Genomic DNA, 20,848 nt, shown 5'->3' with positions numbered 1-20,848 from the left:
AAACCGCAGAACATGCGGTTTTTTATTTTCAGCCTAAACCACCCACTGAAGTAAGTGGTTATTATCATTTAGGCTTGCTTAATTTTGGTCACTTTATCTGGATCTGACGCTTTTTCGTTTTCAGATTTGTTTTTGGTATTGGCCTTTGGTGCTACTTTGCCACCTTTTAACACAGACACAAAGTCATCTTTTTGTTTTGCAATTTCAAGCGCTAGGGATTCAACTTGTTGTTCACTTAGCGGCACGTCAACTTTCGTTAGCATGTCTTCCAATGCTTCAGCTACATCTAGCATCTTATCATAAGCATCAGCTTCTTTTTTAGACGTGAAAGTCATACGCTCGACTCCATTTCTTTCAACAACATATTTGATGATAACGGCCATGGTTATTCCCCTAGTCACTGTTTTTTTATACAGTAAATCGAATCGAGTGATTAAGCAAGTTATTTTGAAAATTTTTCAAGTGCTGTTGAGTGAAGTAGAATTAATTAAATTCATTAAAAACAAAAGCTTAATGTTTATTTTGATTTTTGAAAGAATGAATGTTTTTTGACAAAGTCAATATTCCAATCTTTATTTAAAAAGCTTCTGCAATCACTCACCGAGGTAAATGCAGTAAGCTTTGGATACTTTTTACGCACAAGGAGTGTATATATGTTCAATAAACCCACCATACTTTCTATTTTATTGGCGCTAGGTTTAAGCTGTTCAAGTGTGCTCGCAAAACCTACGGATCAAGCAAAATCTGTCTCTCAAACACAGCAGCAAAGTGCTGTACTCGATATTAATTCCGCTGACGCTTCGGCGCTTTCAAGTTTACCAGGGATTGGTATTCGTAAAGCTGAAGCCATCGTAGAGTACCGCAAGAAAATGGGGCGCTTTAAAACAACAACGGAGTTGCTGGAAGTAAAAGGAATTGGGAAAGGAATATTGGCAAAACTGGAGGGGAAAATTAGAGTCTAGTCGTAGTTATTGTGTGCGAGCTTAGCTGCTCGCACACAGGTAAATTAAAGATTAGGGCTTATTCGAGGCGTTAAACTCAGCGATTGCCTGAGCTAACTTGGGTTTGCCAAACTGTATTTCCAGTGGTGTGGTCAGTAGCGGATAAATTAATCCTGCCACGAGTAAGACAGGTAATAACAGCCAGCCTTCAAATACGACCAATGAGGCAAAAAATGGTGTGAGCAGTAGCAACTTGGCTATTCTTAACACGACCTTTGTTTTTGCATCAAGGTGGCTAAGTGCAAGACGTAAGATCATCTGCTTGTCACGTAATTTAAACGCTCTCAGTTGCTCAATTTGGCTTAACCTAAAATGCATGAATGTGATATCTCAAGTTCTTTTGGTAACGTGGAAAAATAAGAAAAGAATAAATGCAACACTATAAAATGCAAAGATAATTTCCATCCATCCAGGCATAGATAATCCTGCAAAAGACCAATCTATGTTGCCGCAGTCACCTGTTGCAGCAAAAAAGCTTGGTAGCCATTCATGCAGCGGCATAAACGCAGGAAAGTTTGGTACAAAGTCACAGGTAAAAGCAAATGGATCCGTTGTGGTTTGCATACTGATATGTTCACGGGCGATAAAATAACCCCAAATACTGCCTACACCCCACGAAACAAATGCCAGACTACGCAGCGCGAATGAGCGAGGAGAAGTCATACCGATTAAACCAGCTGCTAATAACCCCAACATAGCAAAACGCTGATAGATGCACATAATACAGGGCTCTAAACCCATACCGTATTGGAAATACAGTGCAGCGGCTTCAAAAATAGCAGCGGATAGTGCTAGCAATCCCCAAGATTGCCTAGAGAGATGAAAAGATGAAATCTTCATTATAGAGAAACCCTTTTTGTTTTATTATGCTTTATCTGGCCGCGTTAGAGCAACCTTACTTCGCAGTGTGCGCTATCTTTGCAACGATTTTTCGACTCTTGTTACCTGCAGAAGTTCGAAAATATCAAAACAGACCACTTGATTAAGTCAATTGAAGTGAGACCGACATTATCAGCATTTCTATTCTAACGTATTTACTCATTCACTTTTCTCGAGGGCATCGATATGAAAAGTCGCACGCTCAAAGGCGGAGCCATGTAAGATAACATATTCAATATCGTTATAAGCCGCGACTGACTGCAAAGGGTTACTATTTAAAAGTAATAGATTTGCCACTTTTCCAGCTGCGATACTGCCGTACTGGTTGTCTATTGCAAATGCTTTCGCATTATTAATGGTAGCAGCAGATAGCAAGCTAACGAGGCCTACTCCGGCTTGATCCATCATCGTTAATTCTTGATAAGTCGATAAGCCAGGTTGCGAGACATAAGTTGGTGCGGGTGGCGTATCTGAGCCAAGCAGCAAGGTTGCGCCATTTTTATATAGATAATTTAGTGCTCGTTGCCCTTGTGAGAAAACTTGCTCAAGTTTAGCGACCTTTTGTTGATTACTTATTTCACCCCAGCCTTGACCCATTTCTCGAGAAAACCAGCGACCAGGTTCACTTTGATACCAAGCAATTTGAAACGGAGGTAATACGGTACGATATTCAGAGGAGAAGGTAAAAGTGTTGTCAGTCACTTTCGCCAGAGCATTCATCACATTTAATGTGGCTTGATATGCGATGCCTTTTTCGATGATGGTATCCAGCACAGCTTTTACATTGGTTGGCAGTTCGCTTTCGCTAGGGGCTGTATTTGGCGATAACCAGTTCCAAAGTCCATGCGCCATAACGTTGATATTGGCATCTACAGCAAGTTGTTGCATATCAACGGCATTCGCATGTGCCATTACGGGTAACTTCAATGAGTTTGCGGACTCGACTAATTGTTTAGCAGTTTCTTGGTTAATAAGCGGTATAGCACTGTTTTCTCCAAAGCCATCTTCAAAGTACAGTTTGGCACAAGTTGCACCGTCAGATTTCATTCGCGTCAAGGGCTGAGCTCCTTGGTGAGCGTGTGCTTGAGATAGCGTCAGCTCATGAGCAGGATCGCCGTGTTGCGCAGCAAAGTAGGGTTTATGTTGATGTAGCTTTGAGTAACTAAGGCCTTCTGCGTTGTACCCTTGGTAAACTGGCATTGCGCCACAAAAGTAGGCGTCGGGTGTGGGGCCATTTGCTGTAAATTCGGTCATGCCGATTGCAGTGTTTGACGGGTCAATAACTTGCGTGACGCCATAGTAAAGATAATTAGCGCCTTGCCGTTGTAAAAATGCTGCCTGCATTTGGCGAGCTCTAGGAGAAGTGTTAAGCAACCCCGGCATAGTTTTTAGGTGGACATGGCTATCGGTTAACCCTGGTATGAGGTATTGACCATGAGCATCAATGACCTGTGCTGCATCCGGTTTTTGACTTGAGTCAGAGACTTGTATAATTTTGCCATCTTGGATGGCGAGCCAATGATTGGAAATGATATTGACTTGGTGCTTATCAATAGGATTTAAAATGGTAGCATTGTCGATACGAAGGTCCACTGCTGCAAATAATGCATGAGAAGACAGGGCGCAACAGGCCGCAAATATTAATGTTTGTTTTTTCATAATGAAAACCAGTTAGTGCGTATTAGATGCCTTCGAGCATAACTGGCGAGGTACTTTGTGTTTTAATTTTCATATAAATTAACTCTGAAATTTTTCTTAATTTAATTAAAACTAAAATAATCAATAACATAAGGTGTTCGTGGGTTGAAAAATTTGCTTTTGGGAAATTGGCTTGTTGTGCCAAAATTGAACCAGATTGTGGAGTATCCGACTGGCCGTGAATATACCGTCACCCCAAAAGTGATGAAATTACTGTTGGTGCTGGTCGATGCGAAACCTGAGCCTCTGAGTATTGAAAACCTCGTCGAGTTAGTTTGGCACCCGAAGGTGGTGTCTGACAATTCGGTCTATCAAGCTGTTGCGCAGTTAAGAAAGATTTTAAACACAGATCCGCAATACGAAGAATACATAGAAAGAATATCAGCTCAAGGTTACCGCATTCATCCAAACATTGCGCTTAGAGAGCATAAAGCGGCTGTGATGCCTGTGAGCAAAAAGCGAATTTGGCTGCTTGGTGTCACCATTACGTTGCTCGCTCTCATCGCTTTTTTTGCTTTTTATATTCAAACTGATCAAAAGCACAAGACACAAAACAACCCGTACTTTGATGAGATCACTCTTGCCACACACCTATCCCAAAGTACAGCGGTGGAAGAGTTAGCGCGAGCGAAAACGATTTATCAACAAGTGTTATCTAAACAAAGTGATAATGTCGAGGCACTTAGTGGCTTGTGCAATGTCTTTATGGGGCTAAGCGTATATGGCGCGGTGTCAGAGTATGAATCGCTTGCTTTATGTCGGCCATTGTTAGAAAAAGCACGGATCTTAGATGATACAAATATTGAAGTGATAACCTCTCTTGCACGCTTTGCGGTGATGGAGAATGAAATTGAGCAAGCACAGAATTATTTTAAGCGCGGATTTGAGCTCTCAACCAAGCATGCTCGCCTATGGCATTGGTACGGTCGATTTCTTCGGGACCAACACAAAATATCCGATGCAATTGCTGCGCATAAACAAGCGTATCAGTTAGCACCAAACGATGCGGTTATTATCCGAGGGTTAGCCTATGCCTATTTGAATTTTAGAGAGTTAGTACTCGCTCGAAAATATTTTGATCGTAGCGTTGCCGTAGCCCCTCACACCAAGAACAATCCGCTCTATGCGCTAGACTTTTATCCGCTTAACCAGAATAGAGCAAGCCAATATTTGCTGTGGTACCGCAACAATCACATCAGTCATAGTAAATTGTACCCCGCGCAGCAGTTGAGCCACATATTGGTGTTATTGAGTTTAGGGCGAGCAGAAGAAGCTGAGGAAAAATATCAGCAAGCCGCAAATTTAGGTTCAATTTCTACAGCATTTAGACTCTATGTTGAATCTGGGATCGCATGGCGACAAGGCGATTTCGAAAAGGCCGAAGAACTCTTAAAACAGCGATACGAGCTCGACTCAAAGGGTAATCATTATGTGATGCCTTATATTCTTGCTTTACTTGCACAGCAGAGAATACAACCTGCGCTAACACTTTTTGAACAGCATTTTGCTGATATCGCGGCGCTTAAATTGCCAGAGGCAGGTAATGTAGGGCAATACCTTACTTATGCCCTGATGCTGAAACGTACAGGTGAACAAAGCAAGCTTAAGCGAGTAACACAGTTGTTGGCACAATACCTTAACCAAGGAAATCAGCTAGATGCAGCGTTATCTCCTTACTGGTTTGCACTTAACAATGACGTAGCAGAAACGAAACAAGCGCTAACGCAGCTGCTCAACACAGGTTGGTTACCCGACTACAATGATAGTTTTTTTGCTACGGATCTTTATCTCGCTTTGACATCAGACCACGAATTTAAACAAGCATGGCTGAATAAGCTTGAAAGCAGACAAAACGAGCTCTAATACGTTTGGTTACTCAGGTATAAAGTTCGCTATGTGATTTAAAAATAGGGAGCGAATTTTTTTGGTGCTTTCAATATGTGCAATACTGCTATTGATTATGCTTTTCACACATTAAAACTTCATCGCATAATGGCAAACTACATGGCTTATAATTTGGGGTCAGAAAAATTACTAAACCGTTTGGGTTTTTGTAAAAGAAGGGTTGGCGCATGAGTACCTTAAAATTGCCGGTAAATGGGAAGATCATATACTTACCTCTCTCACGAGCAATCAGTGTGCATCACATTGCAATTAGCGGGCAAAGCGCTGTTACGCATTTTTGTGTTAGCTCCGCCTTTCTATACAAAAATACTTCACTATAATTTACCGCTGTTGCGGCGTAATAAACATAAAACAATATGAGCAATCAACAACATTGGCAAAGGAAGTGGAGAGAAGTATTAGGAGAGTCGACTGACTCAATGCCTGATATCAGGGAGGATTATGCTCTTCATTTCGACATATGGAAACTAGATGATGAAAAGCTCGAAGCCTGCTTTTCAATATTTCCAAATGGCAAGCGAATACTTAAAAGAGTGAAAGAAGTCAGAAAAGTGTGTCCGCAATCTACAGATACTGATGATGAAACACTCTTAAGCAAGCTAAATCAACTCAATGAAAATATAGAGATTGTGCTTCAAGCATTCGGCGATCAAGCACTTATTGAGTTAAATAGAGAAAAGTCTTCCACTGAGAAATGTCGTGTTTATCGAGGCAGTGAAACGCTAAGGTGTGAAGTGTTTAAAAATGCGGATCCACCCACCATACATTTAGATGATGCACTGTCTGAAATTATCAAGAAACACTGTGGTGGAGAAGGTTACGAAGCACTTTTCTTTTTAAGTGAGCCGCTATACCAATTGGCAGGTTGCGATTATACCGTTTCGCATTGGATAGCATGGGCGATGGTAGAAACCGAATACGATACCGATCCGTACTACGAAGCATTTGAGTTATACAAAATGAAAGCAGAGGCAGGATGGTCTGATGAGGAGCAATTTGTTTACATTAACAGCTCAGTGTTGAGCGAAGATGAGCCTGTTATGGCCAAGTCTATATCGCCTTAAGTGAGTTCTAAGTCTCACACCGCGTAACAATCTCATCTGCATTAAACATGGCTATTTTCAGCTAGGGTGATTTGTAGCTTGTTAGTTGAGCTTCATCTGGTACAATCAGTGGATTAACAAGCACAACCTGCCAATCAAGGCATTGATGTAATAATAAAGTGGTGTGAGATGAGAATTTTCAAAGCCAAGAGCCCAGCTGGATTTGCTGAAGAATATATTGTTGAGTCAATTTGGAACGGCGAATTCCCTCCGGGATCCATTCTACCTGCTGAGCGTGAGCTTTCTGAACTCATTGGTGTAACAAGAACAACACTGCGCGAAGTATTACAAAGGCTAGCTCGTGATGGCTGGTTGACTATCCAACATGGTAAGCCAACCCGGGTGAATAACTTTTGGGAAACGTCAGGGCTTAATATATTAGAAACTTTAGCGCGTCTTGATGAAGATAAGATGCCTGAGTTGACCGATCAGCTGCTGTCTGCGCGTACCAATATTAGTGCTATCTATACGCGTGCGGCGATAAAATTCAATCCGCAGCGTGTTATCGATATTTTGTCTAAGCATGAAGAGCTAGAAGACACCGCAGAAGCGTTTGCCGATTATGACTACCAAGTTCACCATGAGCTGGCAGGTGCTGGGCAAAACAAAATTTATGTGCTTATTTTAAATGGCTTCAGAGGTTTATACTCAAAAATTGGTTGCCATTACTTTTCTGATTCAAGAACACGAGGACTGGCGAGACAGTTCTATGCAGATTTAACCAAACTGGCAGAAAATCAAGAACACGATGGTGCTATTTCATTGATGCGTAAGTATGGTCACCAATCGGGTGAAATTTGGCAGCAGATCCGCGGTGATATGCCTGAAAATATCATGGACTAATGTCCACTGAGTGATAGACATCTTAAAAAGGCTTCTTCGTGAAGCCTTTTTTGATCTCCGACTGGCATTTTGAGCGGAGGCATTTTTGTCTCATCGAATTTATAGATTGGTGCTATCGGTAAATTCGATTGTTAATTATGGCGCTTGCCAAATACACTAGGCGCAGTTTTTGGCGGTGAGAATGACAAAGAGACTTTGGTTATGAATTTAGCTAGGGTTGTTTTTTCATAAGCACGCCACAATATTATGAACAAGATATTTTGGTCTCGACACGAGATACCAAATAAGATTGGAAATAAACCTAACTATTGGAGATAAAAATGGGTGTATTAGTAGGCCGCAAGGCACCAGACTTTACAGCAGCAGCAGTACTAGGTAACGGTGAGATCGTAGATAGCTACAACCTGCACGAGCGTATTAAAGGTAAAAAAGCGGTTGTTTTCTTTTACCCACTAGACTTCACGTTTGTTTGTCCTTCAGAGCTAATCGCGTTCGACAAGCGTTACGAAGAGTTCCAAAAGCGTGGTGTTGAAGTGATCGGTGTTTCTATCGATTCTCAATTCTCACACAACGCATGGCGTAACACTCCAGTAAACGAAGGCGGTATCGGTCAAGTTAAATACGATCTAATCGCTGATGTTAAGCACGAAATCTGTCAAGCATACGACGTTGAGCACCCAGAAGCTGGTGTTGCTTTCCGTGGTTCTTTCCTAATCGATGCTGAAGGTAATGTACGTCACCAAGTAGTTAACGACCTACCACTAGGCCGTAACATCGACGAAATGCTTCGCATGGTTGATGCACTAGCATTCCACGAAGAGCACGGTGAAGTATGTCCAGCTGGTTGGACTGAAGGTAAAGCAGGTATGGATGCAAGCCCTGAAGGTGTTGCTAAGTTCCTATCTGAAAACGAAGGCGCACTATAATTTAGTGTCGACTTTGTGATATCTCGCTGATATCAAAAAGAAACCCGCCAATTGGCGGGTTTTTTAATGGCTACTGATACCTCAATAGCTTTCTCAGGGTAAAACTTTGACTACTCGGCTACCTTGCCTACTTTAGCAAGTGCCATGCTAGTTAAAGTTGATAAACTGACCCAGTGATTTTATCAGTTGAATGCTTAGGTAAGCGGCAAATAAACTGATCACGGGAGTTGCGAGCAGACTCAGAAATTCGAGTTCATTAATCATTAGTCTCTTCCTTTTTTTCTTGCTCGTTGTTATTGGTTGTTTGAAACGCTTTCTCTAAAGACTGTTTGGTCTCAATTTTTATTTCTTCTAGATTCGCTTTGATTGACTCAGTGATAGCTTGCGTTACTTTGGTTTTTACTTCTTGAAGTAATGAAGCATCAATTTCTGCAGCTGTTGTTGTCATGCTTGCTGTAAACAATAAAGTTGTCATGGTGATTTTCGCTAAAGTAGTCATAATAAGTTTCCTTGTAATTTGTTAGTCGCAATAACTATTACAAAGGTTGTGCCAAAATGAATTTAATTTTTATCTTATTGATTTTTATGTGTTTTAAGTTTTTCTTGGCACAGAGGAATTAATGGGGTGGTGAATTTGACCAGTGCGAGATGGGTGTAATGGCTAAGATTTAGTTAAATTTATTAAGGCTGGATTAAGCGAAGCAAGAAAGGATAAAAAACAAGGTTTGGGCCGAATTAACGGCCAAAGTTAGGGTCATCAGGTAAATCAACCAAGATTAATACAGCCCCTTTACCGCCATATTCTAAAGGTGCTTGGTGCATCGCCAGTATATCTGGATGCTGGACAAGATACTGCGGTACTTTATGTTTAAGCACACGCTCACCAATTCCATGCACCACGCACGCACAAGCAATATGCTGTTTCTTACAAGCATGAATTAATGCTGCCAGTTCTTGTTTTACCGTTTCTTTATTTAGTCCGTGTAAATCTAAGATGAGTTCGGGCGCGTAGTCACCACGCCTTAGCTGCTTTGCTAAATAGCGATCAGCTCCGGGCTTTACGAAATTAATGGTTCCCGAGGTATCAATATCAGGAATATACTCGTCAGAAAAGTAAAACTCAGATTGCTGCTGCTTGACTTGTTGCTTCAGCTCAACGCTCTGAATTTTTTTCTTTTGTTTGAGCTGCACCTGATCTTGTTTGAGGGGTTTTACACCATTCAAAGACTCACGAAACATCGCGAAATCGTCATTTAGGTCAGCATTAGTTTTAGATTCTCTGTTCATGATGGCATTTTAAATAAAAAAAGCATAAAAACCTAGCTTAAAAACCGCTACAATAGCGCCATATAGTTTGATCTTTAGAGAGTCATCATGACGGAAATGTTGCAACCACTTATTACCGAAGAAATGGCCGTTGAAGCCTTTCAAGACTTACATACCATTCAGGACTGGGTACGCTGGACAGCGAGCCAGTTTGTGAGTAACGAGGTATTTTTTGGTCATGGTACGGATAATCCTTGGGACGAAGCGGTCAGTTTAGTGCTTCCGGTGCTGCATATGCCAATTGATGCCCCCAAAGAAATCATGCATGCGCGTATGACGCAAAGTGAAAAAGCGCATCTGATGGAGTTTATCAAAGCACGTATCGAGCAGCGTATTCCCGTCGCCTACTTAACTAATCAAGCTTGGTTTGCTGGTATGCCGTTTTATGTTGATGAGCGCGTATTAGTACCACGCTCACCATTTGCAGAGTTAATCGCAAAACATTTTGCCCCCTGGGTAGCTGCACCGAATAAAGTAACGCGTATTTTAGATATGTGTACGGGTTCTGGTTGTATTGCGATTGCATTGGCCAAAGCATTTGAGCGCGCACAAGTAGACGCAGTAGATATTTCTTTTGAAGCCTTAGAAGTGGCTGATCACAATATTAATCAGCATATGATGCAAGACAGAGTCTTTGCTATCCAGTCTGATGTATTTAGTGGTGTACCGGGTCAAAAGTACGATTTAATCGTAGCAAACCCTCCTTATGTCGATGCAGAAGATATGTCAGATCTGCCAGAGGAGTTCCATCATGAGCCAGAGCTTGGCTTGGCGTCAGGAGAAGATGGCCTTGATGTGACCCGCACACTACTTGCAGAAGCGGCCGATCATCTAAATGATGATGGTTTGTTATTTGTCGAAGTTGGCAATTCTATGGTACATATGGAGCAGCAATTTCCTGAAGCGCCATTTACTTGGTTAGACTTTGAGCATGGTGGTTTAGGGGTCTTTGTCGTATCCAAACAACAACTATTTGAATACTTTAAAAACTGATAGGGAGCCAATGCTCTCTATCGTCTATTTAGGAATGAGGAAAAACGATGGCAGGCAATAGCATTGGCCAATTATTTAAGGTGTCGACCTTTGGTGAAAGCCATGGCGCCGCGCTTGGTGGCGTGGTGGATGGTGTACCACCAGGGCTTGAGATCACCGAAGCTGATTTACAAATCGATTTAGATAGACGCAAACCAGGCCAAAGCCGCTACACAACACAGCGCCGAGAAGGCGATGAGATAAAAATTCTCTCGGGTGTGTTTGAAGGCAAGACCACAGGTACGAGCATTGGATTGTTGATTGAAAATACCGATCAACGTTCAAAAGATTACTCAAACATCAAAGACTTGTTTCGCCCAGGTCATGGCGACTATACCTATTGGCACAAATACGGGCATAGAGATTATCGCGGTGGTGGTAGGTCGTCGGCACGTGAAACTGCCATTCGAGTTGCAGCAGGTGCAATTGCGAAAAAGTATCTCAAGCAAGTCCACGGCATCGAAATCAAAGCCTGTCTTTCTCAATTAGGTCCGATTAAAGCCGAGCATTATGATTGGTCAGCGGTTGAAACCAATCCATTTTTCTTTCCCGATGAATCTAAGCTAGAAGCGCTAGATGAATATATGCGTACGCTGAAAAAAGAAGGTGATTCAGTCGGCGCAAAGGTAAAAGTCGTGGCGAAAAATGTGCCTGTTGGTTTAGGTGAGCCAGTGTTTGACCGTTTGGATGCTGAGATAGCGCACTCCTTGATGAGCATTAATGCCGTAAAAGGCGTAGAGATTGGTGATGGCTTTGATGTGGTTGAGCAAAAGGGCTCGGAGCATAGAGATGAGCTAACGCCACAGGGTTTTACCTCTAATCATGCAGGCGGCGTTTTAGCGGGTATTTCTACAGGGCAAGATATTATCGCATCAATTGCGCTAAAACCGACATCAAGTATCTCGGTACCAGGACAGAGTATTGATACCCACAACCAACCGCAAGAAGTTGTGACGAAGGGTCGCCATGATCCTTGTGTTGGTATTCGTGCCATTCCAATCGCAGAAGCTATGTTGGCTATTACGCTCATGGATCACTTATTACGTCACCGTGGTCAAAACCAAGACGTCAATTTGCCGCATAAGCCAATTCCTGGTCATATCTAGCCAGTAAGCTAATTCTGGCACAGTGATTGCTTTTCTTGGACAAATCAAGGAGAGCAATCATGATCACTTACCAAACCCACTCCGCAATTCGTACCACTGAGTCCGTTTCAGAGCAGCAAAGCCTTGCCCAAACTAAACGAGCTAATACCGCTGCGCAGGAGCAAGACTATGTCGCGGCTGCTAACATCGCAACCCAATCATCCCCTGTACTGGATAATAAAGCCGACGAGCCATATAAATATGAAGTGGTGGAGCGTAATCAGTCATTTCTAGAAAAAATGAGAGAAGCGGTAATGTTTAGCCGCTTAGGGGCAAATAAAGAGAAAATAGACGAATTAAAAGAGAAAATGGCAGAACTTGAAAAGCTTGCGGCTGAGGGAAAAATTTCACCTGAAGAATTAGAAGAGCGGATGGCTGCCTTACAAGAAGCGATGAGAGAAGCGGTAACTCAGGAAGAAAACAAAGCGAACAAGGACACGCTAATGAGTTAGTGAGGCTTAAAATAATAAAAGCCTCAACTGAGGCTTTTATTACAGCTATAAACTAACAGCGTTTAGCTGTGATATTTTTCACACGCTTCTAGCGTATTTTCGATTAAGCTTGCGACGGTCATTGGGCCCACACCACCTGGCACTGGGGTAATAAAGCTCGCGTTTTGTTCTGCGATGTCGTATTGCACGTCACCTACCAGTTTGCCAGATTCTAAGCGATTAATGCCTACATCGATGACAATCGCGCCTTCTTTAACCCAGTCGCCTGGAATAAACTCAGGTTTACCAACCGCCACAACTAATAGATCGGCGCGACGAACGTGAGCCTCCAAGTCTTGCGTAAATTTATGGCAAACGGTTGTAGTACAACCGGCAAGTAATAGTTCTAGCGACATAGGACGACCAACGATGTTTGAAGCACCAACCACAACAGCATGCATGCCTTTATAACGCACACCGGTAGAGTCGAGTAGGGTGATGATCCCTTTTGGCGTACAAGGTCTCAGTGCTGGCATTCTTTGGGCAAGACGACCTACGTTATATGGGTGAAAGCCGTCGACGTCTTTATGAGGATCAATACGCTCTAACACTTTTTCTGCGTCTAGGCCTTCAGGTAGCGGCAATTGTACTAAGATCCCATCAACTTCAGGATCTGCATTAAGCTCATCAACAAGCGCAAGTAATTGCTCTTCGCTTGTGTCACCTGGTAAGTCGAAAGATTTAGAAACAAATCCGACTTCTTCACAGGCTTTACGCTTTGAACCAACATAAACTTGGCTCGCGGGATCCTGGCCTACTAATACCACAGCCAAGCCAGGCGCTCTTAGGCCTTGCGCTAGTCTGTCTTGAACTCGTTGTGCAACAGTAGAACGAACTTGTTTCGCGATAGCTTTGCCATCAATGATGTTTGCCGTCATGATTGACCTATATTAAGGGTTAAAAAACTTGAACGATGATAGAGCCTTTAAATTCTTCTATACAAGCACTTTCATGTATTGATGAAATGATTGCTTAATAAAGATGAAAATGGGGTCGCTCTATTTATATGTCCCTTTAGTTACAACAAAGGAGGACATTTGCCCGCTATTTTCTCAAAAAACAGCCAGCCCGCCAAGTTTGCATTGCGTAAAAGCAAAGGTTTTCATGATCTGTTCTACAAGAACCGCTCAAAAATTGTTTAAGTCAGCTGTTTTATCAACAATTTGTGGCAAAATTAGGCAGTTGAAACAAAAACTAAAAAAAATATTTGACCTACTTCGGGCAAATCACTATTATGCACCCCGTTGCCAACGAGGACTCACCGATAAAAAGGTTCTTAGTTCTCCAAGGTCACAGTCGGCGATTAGCGCAGCTTGGTAGCGCACTTGGTTTGGGTCCAAGGGGTCGCAGGTTCAAATCCTGCATCGCCGACCACTTTTAAAATAAGAATGTAGCATGAAGATGTTTACGAGTTTGCGCCCTTAGCTCAGCTGGATAGAGCAACGCCCTTCTAAGGCGTCGGTCGAAGGTTCGAATCCTTCAGGGTGCGCCATCTTATTTTAATCCACATGTAGTGGCGGCTGTAGCTCAGTTGGTAGAGCCCTGGATTGTGATTCCGGTTGTCGTGGGTTCAAGTCCCATCAGTCGCCCCATCTACATGCCAAAATCAGTCGGCGATTAGCGCAGCTTGGTAGCGCACTTGGTTTGGGTCCAAGGGGTCGCAGGTTCAAATCCTGCATCGCCGACCACTTCTACAAAATATATATGTTCGGCGATTAGCGCAGCTTGGTAGCGCACTTGGTTTGGGTCCAAGGGGTCGCAGGTTCAAATCCTGCATCGCCGACCACTTTCTCTCTAGTATTTCAGTCCTTTATTTCAAATTTACTAACTTTTAATCAATTAGCACCAATATGCCTAATTATTTAACCTGATTGCTCGACTCCGTCGTTGAATAGGTTATAATGCCGCGTCTATTAATTAACGTAGTGCCCGTAGGGCAGGCAACAAGCGTCACATGCAACGGAGAGTTTGGCAATTTAGCCGAAGGCCCATAAAAGCATGATGGTTGTCTTGTTAGTAAGGAAGGCGCTTTGTCGCCCAAAAATGAAGATTGAGGTAAATCATGCAAGTTTCTGTTGAGACGACTCAAGGCCTTGAGCGCCGTCTGACCATCACCGTTCCTGCAGAGAACGTTGAGACTGAAGTTAAAAAACGCCTACAACAACTGTCAAGAACACAGCGTATCGATGGCTTCCGCCCTGGTAAGGTTCCAGTGTCAATCATCACTAAGCGTTACGGCGCGGCTGTACGTCAAGAAGTTGCTGGCGATCTGATGCAGCGTAACTATATCGAAGCAATCATTGCAGAGAAAATCAACCCTGCAGGCGCACCATCTTTTGCTCCTAAGTCACTAGAAGCGGGTAAAGATCTAGAATTCGATGCAACTTTTGAAGTATACCCAGAAGTTGAGCTTAAAGATCTAGACAAAATTGCGGTTGAGAAGCCTGCAGTTTCTGTCACTGATGAAGACCTAGCGAACATGCTTGAAACGCTTCGTAAGCAACACGCTTCTTGGACTGAGAGTGATGCTGCAGCTGGCGAAAAAGACCGTGTAACGGTTGATTTCGTTGGTACAATCGACGGTGAAGAGTTCGAAGGCGGTAAAGCTGAAGACTTCCCTCTAGAGCTTGGTCAAGGTCGTATGATCCCAGGTTTCGAAGACGGTATCGTTGGTAAAAAAGCAGGTGAAGAAGTTGTTTCTGACGTAACTTTCCCTGAAGAATATCACGCTGAAAACCTAAAAGGTAAAGCGGCTCAATTCACAATCACTGTGAAGAAAGTTGAAGTTCAAGAGCTTCCTGAACTAACTGACGAGTTCGCAACTAAGTTTGGTGTTGCTGAAGGCGGCGTTGACGCACTTAAAGAAGAAGTTAAGAAGAACATGGAGCGTGAGCTAAACCAAGCGGTTAAAGCTAACGTGAAAGATCAAGCTATCAAAGGTCTTCTAGAAACTAACGAAGTTGAAGTGCCAAAAGCACTAATCGACCAAGAAATCGATGCACTTCGTCAACAAGCTGCACAACGTTTTGGTGGCAACGCACAAAACATGCCTGAGCTTCCAGCTGAGCTATTCCACGAGCAAGCAGTAACTCGCGTGAAAACTGGCCTACTACTAGGTGAAGTGATCAAAGCGAACGACATCAAAGTTGATGAAGATAAAGTTGCTGAACTAATCGACACAGTTGCTTCTGCATACGAAGATCCAAGTGAAGTAGTGGCATACTACAAAGCAAACGATCAACTAATGCAGCAAATGCGCAACGTTGCGATGGAAGAGCTAGCAGTTGAAGCTGTACTTGCTGCTGCATCTGTTTCTGATGTTGAAAAGTCATTCGACGACATCATGAATCCACAGGCTGCTCAATAAGTCTTTGAAGAAATCATTGACTTACAGCTAAGCTGAAGTTTAAATGGCTCGAGTTACTCTAATAGAGAATTCGGGCCATTTTTGTTTTTAAGCCTTGATATTGAAGCATTAAGTACTTATATCTTGAGGCATGGCTTATTTTATTAGCTATACTTATTTTACGAGTCAGGTTTCGTTGAGTATTACTGATACAGTTATATCTACTCGTTTCAATTCGCTCAAAAAAGTATTAGCCTAAACACCGATCACAGAATGTTTTTATGGACCGCGCTAAGTCCAATGAAAGTTGCTGCGAATAGGCAATAGATTCTGTGCTAATAAGGAATAAAAAACATGAATGATGGTATGATCGATCCAATCAATGCGTTAGTACCTATGGTCGTGGAGCAAACGGCTAAAGGCGAGCGTTCTTATGATATTTACTCACGACTGTTAAAAGACCGTATTATTTTCTTAACAGGTCAAGTCGAAGACCATATGGCCAATCTAATTGTGGCGCAGATGCTGTTCTTAGAATCAGAAAGCCCTGACAAAGATATATTCTTGTATATCAACTCGCCAGGTGGTTCTGTGACTGCTGGAATGTCAATCTACGACACGATGAACTTTATCAAGCCTGACGTTAGTACGGTTTGTGTTGGTCAGGCTGCGAGTATGGGAGCATTTTTGCTATCTGGCGGTGCTAAAGGTAAACGTTATTGCTTGCCGAACTCGCGTGTGATGATCCACCAACCTTTAGGTGGTTTCCAAGGTCAGGCTTCTGATTTTGAAATTCACGCCCGCGAAATCTTGGCGATCAAAGAAAAATTGAATCGCTTAATGGCGGATCACACCGGTCAACCTTATGATGTGGTTGCGCATGACACAGACCGAGACAACTTTATGACTGCAGATCAAGCGTTAGAATATGGTCTGATTGATGCGGTTCACTCTCGTCGAGAGCTTAAGTGATTATGAATTAGCCGATGAATTGAATTCATCGGCTTCTACTGTGCCAAAGCCAAATTTCTTTGGTATAGTTAAAAGAAATACGATGTTATCTAGAGATAACAGCAATTGAATGAGGTAGCTGAATGTCAGACACTCCAACAGACGGCGATAAGAATAGCAAGCTACTCTACTGCTCATTTTGCGGTAAGAGCCAGCATGAAGTTCGTAAGTTAATTGCCGGTCCATCTGTCTATATATGTGACGAGTGCGTTGAACTTTGTAACGACATTATTAGGGAAGAAATCAAAGATATTGCGCCTAAGCATGACGCGTCTGATAAATTACCTGTGCCAAAAGAGATCAGAAATCACTTAGATGATTATGTGATAGGTCAAGACCACGCTAAAAAAGTCTTGTCTGTTGCGGTTTATAATCACTACAAGCGCCTGCGTAACCAAGGTGGTAAAGGTGATGTAGAACTTGGCAAGAGTAATATTCTACTAATTGGTCCAACGGGTAGTGGTAAAACCCTTCTAGCGGAAACGCTTGCACGTTTACTTGACGTCCCATTCACCATGGCAGATGCAACGACATTAACCGAAGCCGGTTATGTGGGGGAAGATGTTGAAAACATCATTCAAAAGCTTCTGCAAAAATGTGATTACGACGTTGAGAAAGCACAGCGTGGTATTGTTTACATTGACGAAATCGACAAAATTTCAAGAAAATCTGACAACCCATCAATTACCCGTGATGTGTCAGGTGAAGGTGTACAACAAGCACTACTAAAACTGATTGAAGGCACGGTTGCATCTGTTCCGCCACAAGGTGGTAGAAAGCACCCGCAACAAGAGTTTTTACAAGTAGATACTTCTAAGATCTTGTTTATCTGTGGTGGTGCGTTTGCAGGCTTAGATAAAGTCATCGAGCAGCGCAGTACAAAAAATACCGGAATTGGGTTTGGTGCTGAAGTTAAGTCTAAAGACTCTGAGCGCTCATTAAGCGAAACGTTTAAAGACGTAGAGCCTGAAGATTTAGTTAAGTACGGCTTAATTCCTGAATTTATTGGTCGTTTGCCTGTAGTTGCAACTTTGACTGAACTGGACGAAGAAGCACTAATTGAAATCCTAAATGAGCCGAAAAATGCACTCACTAAGCAATACGCGGCGCTATTTAAGATGGAAGGTGTTGACCTTGAATTCCGTGAAGATGCGCTACGAGCGATTGCTCATAAAGCGATGGAGCGTAAAACGGGTGCCCGCGGTCTGCGTTCGATTGTCGAAGGCGTACTGCTTGATACTATGTATGAGCTTCCTTCACTAGAAGAAGTGAGTAAAGTCGTCATTGATGAAACGGTGATCAAAGGCGAATCAGACCCTATTATGATTTACGAAAATAACGGTAAAGAAAAGGCGGCGTCTGAATAGCTCAGTATGAGATTGAAAAAAGGAGCCTAGCGCTCCTTTTTATTTCTTAGTCCACATCAGATAGAAACCAATATAGTCAAATTGCTATAACAATAAAGGGCAATAGCGAGACAAGTTTTTAGGGTGAATATTTCATACATTTCACCACGGTAAATTGAGTGTCAAAACTAAGCTTTTTATACGTTAAATTGATCTCTACTTGATGCGGATTACTATAAACTATTGAACTTTATCTGCGTTATCCCCATATAGCTCAGTATTCCCAAAATTAATTGAAGTGCGAAGAGAACATAATGACGCTTGAAAGAACGGATCGAGTAGAAATTCCTGTGCTAGCGCTACGCGATGTAGTGGTGTATCCGCATATGGTGATCCCGCTGTTTGTAGGTCGAGAAAAATCAATAAAATGCCTAGAAGCTGCGATGGACAATGACAAGCAAATCTTTTTAGTTGCGCAAAAAGACGCCTCAGTTGATGACCCAAGCACTGATGATGTCTATCAGACTGGTACCATTGCAACGGTACTACAGTTACTCAAACTACCTGATGGCACAGTGAAAGTGCTAGTTGAAGGTACTCAACGCGCAAAAATAGATGAGTTTCTAATTACAGACGAATATTTCTTGGCGCAAGCTCAGTACATTCCATCTCAGGATGTGGATGAGCAAGAGCAAGACATATTAGTTCGCAGCGCAATTAGCCAGTTCGAAGGCTATGTGAAGCTAAATAAAAAGATCCCACCAGAAGTACTAACTTCAGTATCGGGTATCGATGAAGCTGCACGCTTAGCGGATACGATGGCTGCTCATATGCCAATTAAAGTACCTGAAAAACAAAAGGTGCTAGAAATTAACGATGTGACTGAGCGTCTCGAGTATTTGATGGCGTTGATGGAAGGCGAGATCGATTTACTTCAAGTAGAGAAGAAGATCCGCTCACGCGTTAAAAAGCAAATGGAGAAATCTCAACGAGAGTACTATCTGAATGAGCAAATGAAAGCTATTCAGAAAGAGCTTGGTGAGCTGGATGATGTTCCTGACGAATTTGAAGCCCTGAAAAAGCGTATTAGCGAAGCGAATATGCCGCAAGAAGCGGAAGAAAAAGCGCTTTCAGAGCTTAACAAACTTAAAATGATGTCACCTATGTCTGCAGAGGCGACAGTTGTGCGCTCGTACATTGAGACGATGATCAATGTACCTTGGAAAAAACGCTCAAAGGTGAAAAAAGACCTAGCTGGTGCACAAAAGATACTAGATGCCGATCATTATGGTCTTGAGAAAGTGAAAGACCGCATCATCGAATATCTAGCGGTACAGCAGCGCACCAATAAGCTTAAAGGTCCTATATTATGCTTAGTTGGTCCTCCAGGCGTTGGTAAAACCAGTTTAGGTCAATCTATCGCGCGTTCGACTGGCCGTAAGTACGTACGTATGGCGCTCGGTGGCGTGCGCGACGAAGCTGAAATTCGTGGTCACAGAAGAACTTATATTGGCTCAATGCCGGGTAAATTGATCCAAAGCATGTCGAAAGTTGGCGTAAAGAACCCGCTTTTCTTGTTGGATGAAATCGATAAGATGTCATCGGATATGCGTGGCGATCCTGCATCGGCTCTACTAGAAGTGTTAGATCCAGAGCAAAATAGCAACTTTGCAGACCACTATTTAGAAGTGGACTACGATCTGTCTGATGTTATGTTTGTTGCGACTTCTAATAGCTTTAACATTCCAGGTCCATTATTAGACCGTATGGAAGTCATTCGTCTTTCTGGTTACACCGAGGACGAAAAGCTAAATATTGCCAAGCAGCACTTAATTCCAAAGCAAGTGAAACGCAATGGATTAAAAGAGTCTGAAATCAATATTGAAGACAGTGCGATCATTGGCATTATCCGCTACTACACGCGTGAAGCGGGTGTCCGTAATCTAGAGCGCGAAGTTTCTAAGTTATGCCGAAAAGCCGTTAAGAACATCTTGCTAGATAAAAATGTTAAGCAAGTTGTGATTAACCAAGAAAATCTTGAAGACTTCTTAGGTGTACAACGTCACGACTACGGCAAGGCGGAAGACGGCGATAGAGTTGGTCAAGTTACCGGGCTTGCATGGACGGAAGTAGGGGGTGACTTACTCACTATCGAATGTGCGGCAGTACCAGGTAAAGGCAAACTTGCTTACACCGGCTCGCTGGGCGATGTGATGCAAGAGTCAATTCAGGCGGCAATGACGGTTGTGCGCAACCGTGCTGACAAACTACGCATTAATGACGATTTCTACGAGAAACGTGATATTCATGTTCATGTTCCTGAAGGTGCAACGCCGAAAGACGGTCCGAGCGCCGGTATTGCGATGGTAACGGGCTTAGTGTCAAGCCTCACTGGCAATCCAGTGCGTGCAGATGTCGCGATGACAGGTGAAATTACCTTGCGTGGTGAAGTTCTGCCTATCGGTGGTCTGAAAGAGAAATTATTGGCAGCGCACCGTGGTGGAATTAAACGAGTTTTAATACCGAAAAAGAACGAGCGCGACTTAAAAGAAATTCCTGAGAATGTTCTTGAAGGGCTTGATATTCATGCGGTGTCATGGATTGATGAGGTATTATCACTGGCGTTAGCGCACCCAATAGACAGTTTTAGTGTGGAATCGCAAAAAAACTAAGAAAAAAGCCAAAAAATTGAGTGAAAAGGCTTTTCAAATCTAAAAGGTGTGTTAAGTTAGGCACTGTATTCAAGCCTACTGGTTCGGAAGCCCCGTAATCACTAGGCTTGAGAAAGATTTCGAG

General features: G+C 42.7%; 20 protein-coding genes and 5 tRNA genes. 18 read left to right on the top strand and 7 right to left on the bottom strand.

The genetic code is table 11. The features are described 5' to 3' along the window. Positions 1 to 68: 68 nt before the first annotated feature. Positions 69 to 383, bottom strand: a complete 315-nt coding sequence (locus GSF13_RS17995; RefSeq protein ID WP_010606713.1) for a YebG family protein — start codon at positions 381 to 383, stop codon at positions 69 to 71. Positions 384 to 653: 270 nt separating this feature from the next. On the opposite strand from GSF13_RS17995, the gene GSF13_RS17990 reads away from it, so the two are divergent. After that, the gene (locus tag GSF13_RS17990) at positions 654 to 962 is read left to right on the top strand and encodes a helix-hairpin-helix domain-containing protein (protein ID WP_174170006.1); all 309 of its coding nucleotides are present in this window, start codon (positions 654 to 656) and stop codon (positions 960 to 962) included. 51 nt (positions 963 to 1,013) lie between these two features. On the opposite strand, the gene GSF13_RS17985 is transcribed toward GSF13_RS17990, so the two are convergent. The 3 genes from GSF13_RS17985 to GSF13_RS17975 form a co-directional block, all read right to left on the bottom strand. Then, positions 1,014 to 1,319, bottom strand: a complete 306-nt coding sequence (locus tag GSF13_RS17985) for a hypothetical protein (protein ID WP_017216140.1) — start codon at positions 1,317 to 1,319, stop codon at positions 1,014 to 1,016. Positions 1,320 to 1,331: 12 nt separating this feature from the next. Beyond that, positions 1,332 to 1,841, bottom strand: a complete 510-nt coding sequence (gene dsbB / locus GSF13_RS17980) for a disulfide bond formation protein DsbB (RefSeq protein WP_211866591.1) — start codon at positions 1,839 to 1,841, stop codon at positions 1,332 to 1,334. Positions 1,842 to 2,039: 198 nt separating this feature from the next. After that, positions 2,040 to 3,539 carry an amidohydrolase family protein gene (locus tag GSF13_RS17975; RefSeq protein WP_211866589.1) on the bottom strand — a complete coding sequence of 500 codons (1,500 nt, stop codon included), beginning with the start codon at positions 3,537 to 3,539 and terminating at the stop codon, positions 2,040 to 2,042. A 144-nt stretch (positions 3,540 to 3,683) separates the two neighbouring features. On the opposite strand from GSF13_RS17975, the gene GSF13_RS17970 reads away from it, so the two are divergent. From GSF13_RS17970 to GSF13_RS17955, 5 genes are all read left to right on the top strand, one after another. Further along, positions 3,684 to 5,441 carry a winged helix-turn-helix domain-containing protein gene (locus GSF13_RS17970; RefSeq protein WP_211866587.1) on the top strand — a complete coding sequence of 586 codons (1,758 nt, stop codon included), beginning with the start codon at positions 3,684 to 3,686 and terminating at the stop codon, positions 5,439 to 5,441. A 75-nt stretch (positions 5,442 to 5,516) separates the two neighbouring features. After that, positions 5,517 to 5,654 carry a GNAT family N-acetyltransferase gene (locus tag GSF13_RS25005; protein WP_349237909.1) on the top strand — a complete coding sequence of 46 codons (138 nt, stop codon included), beginning with the start codon at positions 5,517 to 5,519 and terminating at the stop codon, positions 5,652 to 5,654. 185 nt (positions 5,655 to 5,839) lie between these two features. Continuing rightward, positions 5,840 to 6,547 (top strand): hypothetical protein, encoded by a 708-nt coding sequence (locus GSF13_RS17965; protein WP_249122697.1) that lies wholly within the window; start codon positions 5,840 to 5,842, stop codon positions 6,545 to 6,547. Positions 6,548 to 6,715: 168 nt separating this feature from the next. Continuing rightward, the gene (fadR, locus tag GSF13_RS17960; RefSeq protein ID WP_010371123.1) at positions 6,716 to 7,429 is read left to right on the top strand and encodes a fatty acid metabolism transcriptional regulator FadR; all 714 of its coding nucleotides are present in this window, start codon (positions 6,716 to 6,718) and stop codon (positions 7,427 to 7,429) included. A 320-nt stretch (positions 7,430 to 7,749) separates the two neighbouring features. After that, positions 7,750 to 8,355 (top strand): peroxiredoxin C, encoded by a 606-nt coding sequence (locus GSF13_RS17955; protein ID WP_010371125.1) that lies wholly within the window; start codon positions 7,750 to 7,752, stop codon positions 8,353 to 8,355. 256 nt (positions 8,356 to 8,611) lie between these two features. Here GSF13_RS17955 and GSF13_RS17950 read toward each other — a convergent pair whose 3' ends face one another. Further along, a complete protein-coding gene (locus GSF13_RS17950; RefSeq protein WP_045990797.1) occupies positions 8,612 to 8,854 on the bottom strand; it encodes a hypothetical protein in 243 nt (80 codons plus the stop codon). 236 nt (positions 8,855 to 9,090) lie between these two features. Further along, a complete protein-coding gene (smrB, locus tag GSF13_RS17945) occupies positions 9,091 to 9,642 on the bottom strand; it encodes an endonuclease SmrB (protein ID WP_010606719.1) in 552 nt (183 codons plus the stop codon). 96 nt (positions 9,643 to 9,738) lie between these two features. On the opposite strand from smrB, the gene prmB reads away from it, so the two are divergent. From prmB to GSF13_RS17930, 3 genes are read left to right on the top strand one after another with little or no spacing between them, the layout of a single operon-like run. Further along, positions 9,739 to 10,674 carry a 50S ribosomal protein L3 N(5)-glutamine methyltransferase gene (gene prmB, locus GSF13_RS17940; protein WP_211869046.1) on the top strand — a complete coding sequence of 312 codons (936 nt, stop codon included), beginning with the start codon at positions 9,739 to 9,741 and terminating at the stop codon, positions 10,672 to 10,674. A gap of 47 nt (positions 10,675 to 10,721) precedes the next feature. Continuing rightward, positions 10,722 to 11,819: a chorismate synthase gene (gene aroC / locus GSF13_RS17935; RefSeq protein ID WP_211866585.1), complete on the top strand. Its 1,098-nt coding sequence runs from the start codon at positions 10,722 to 10,724 to the stop codon at positions 11,817 to 11,819. Positions 11,820 to 11,878: 59 nt separating this feature from the next. After that, positions 11,879 to 12,310, top strand: a complete 432-nt coding sequence (locus GSF13_RS17930; protein ID WP_010606721.1) for a hypothetical protein — start codon at positions 11,879 to 11,881, stop codon at positions 12,308 to 12,310. Positions 12,311 to 12,372: 62 nt separating this feature from the next. Here the strand turns inward: GSF13_RS17930 and folD are convergent, their stop codons facing one another. Further along, positions 12,373 to 13,227, bottom strand: coding sequence for a bifunctional methylenetetrahydrofolate dehydrogenase/methenyltetrahydrofolate cyclohydrolase FolD (gene folD, locus GSF13_RS17925; protein ID WP_102057141.1), 855 nt, complete (start codon positions 13,225 to 13,227; stop codon positions 12,373 to 12,375). A gap of 419 nt (positions 13,228 to 13,646) precedes the next feature. Between folD and GSF13_RS17920 the strand changes: the two genes are divergently transcribed. The 9 genes from GSF13_RS17920 (at position 13,647) to lon (ending at position 20,724) form a co-directional block, all read left to right on the top strand. After that, a tRNA-Pro gene (locus GSF13_RS17920) sits at positions 13,647 to 13,723 on the top strand. A gap of 41 nt (positions 13,724 to 13,764) precedes the next feature. Continuing rightward, positions 13,765 to 13,841: transfer RNA gene (locus GSF13_RS17915), tRNA-Arg, on the top strand. 24 nt (positions 13,842 to 13,865) lie between these two features. Beyond that, positions 13,866 to 13,941: transfer RNA gene (locus GSF13_RS17910), tRNA-His, on the top strand. A gap of 19 nt (positions 13,942 to 13,960) precedes the next feature. Next, a tRNA-Pro gene (locus GSF13_RS17905) sits at positions 13,961 to 14,037 on the top strand. 21 nt (positions 14,038 to 14,058) lie between these two features. Continuing rightward, positions 14,059 to 14,135, top strand: a tRNA-Pro gene (locus GSF13_RS17900). A 276-nt stretch (positions 14,136 to 14,411) separates the two neighbouring features. Continuing rightward, positions 14,412 to 15,716, top strand: a complete 1,305-nt coding sequence (gene tig, locus GSF13_RS17895; RefSeq protein ID WP_010371144.1) for a trigger factor — start codon at positions 14,412 to 14,414, stop codon at positions 15,714 to 15,716. A gap of 333 nt (positions 15,717 to 16,049) precedes the next feature. Further along, a complete protein-coding gene (clpP, locus tag GSF13_RS17890) occupies positions 16,050 to 16,667 on the top strand; it encodes an ATP-dependent Clp endopeptidase proteolytic subunit ClpP (protein ID WP_010606724.1) in 618 nt (205 codons plus the stop codon). A 122-nt stretch (positions 16,668 to 16,789) separates the two neighbouring features. Then, complete coding sequence (clpX, locus tag GSF13_RS17885) at positions 16,790 to 18,073, top strand: ATP-dependent protease ATP-binding subunit ClpX (RefSeq protein WP_010606725.1); 1,284 nt, start codon at positions 16,790 to 16,792, stop codon at positions 18,071 to 18,073. A gap of 293 nt (positions 18,074 to 18,366) precedes the next feature. After that, positions 18,367 to 20,724 (top strand): endopeptidase La, encoded by a 2,358-nt coding sequence (gene lon / locus GSF13_RS17880; RefSeq protein ID WP_017216125.1) that lies wholly within the window; start codon positions 18,367 to 18,369, stop codon positions 20,722 to 20,724. Positions 20,725 to 20,848: the final 124 nt, after the last annotated feature.

It is taken from the genome of Pseudoalteromonas sp. M8 (genome assembly GCF_018141365.1).
GTDB lineage: Bacteria > Pseudomonadota > Gammaproteobacteria > Enterobacterales > Alteromonadaceae > Pseudoalteromonas.
The sequence above is the reverse complement of the archived record's forward strand: the minus strand, read 5'-3'. Positions and strand labels throughout refer to the sequence as shown.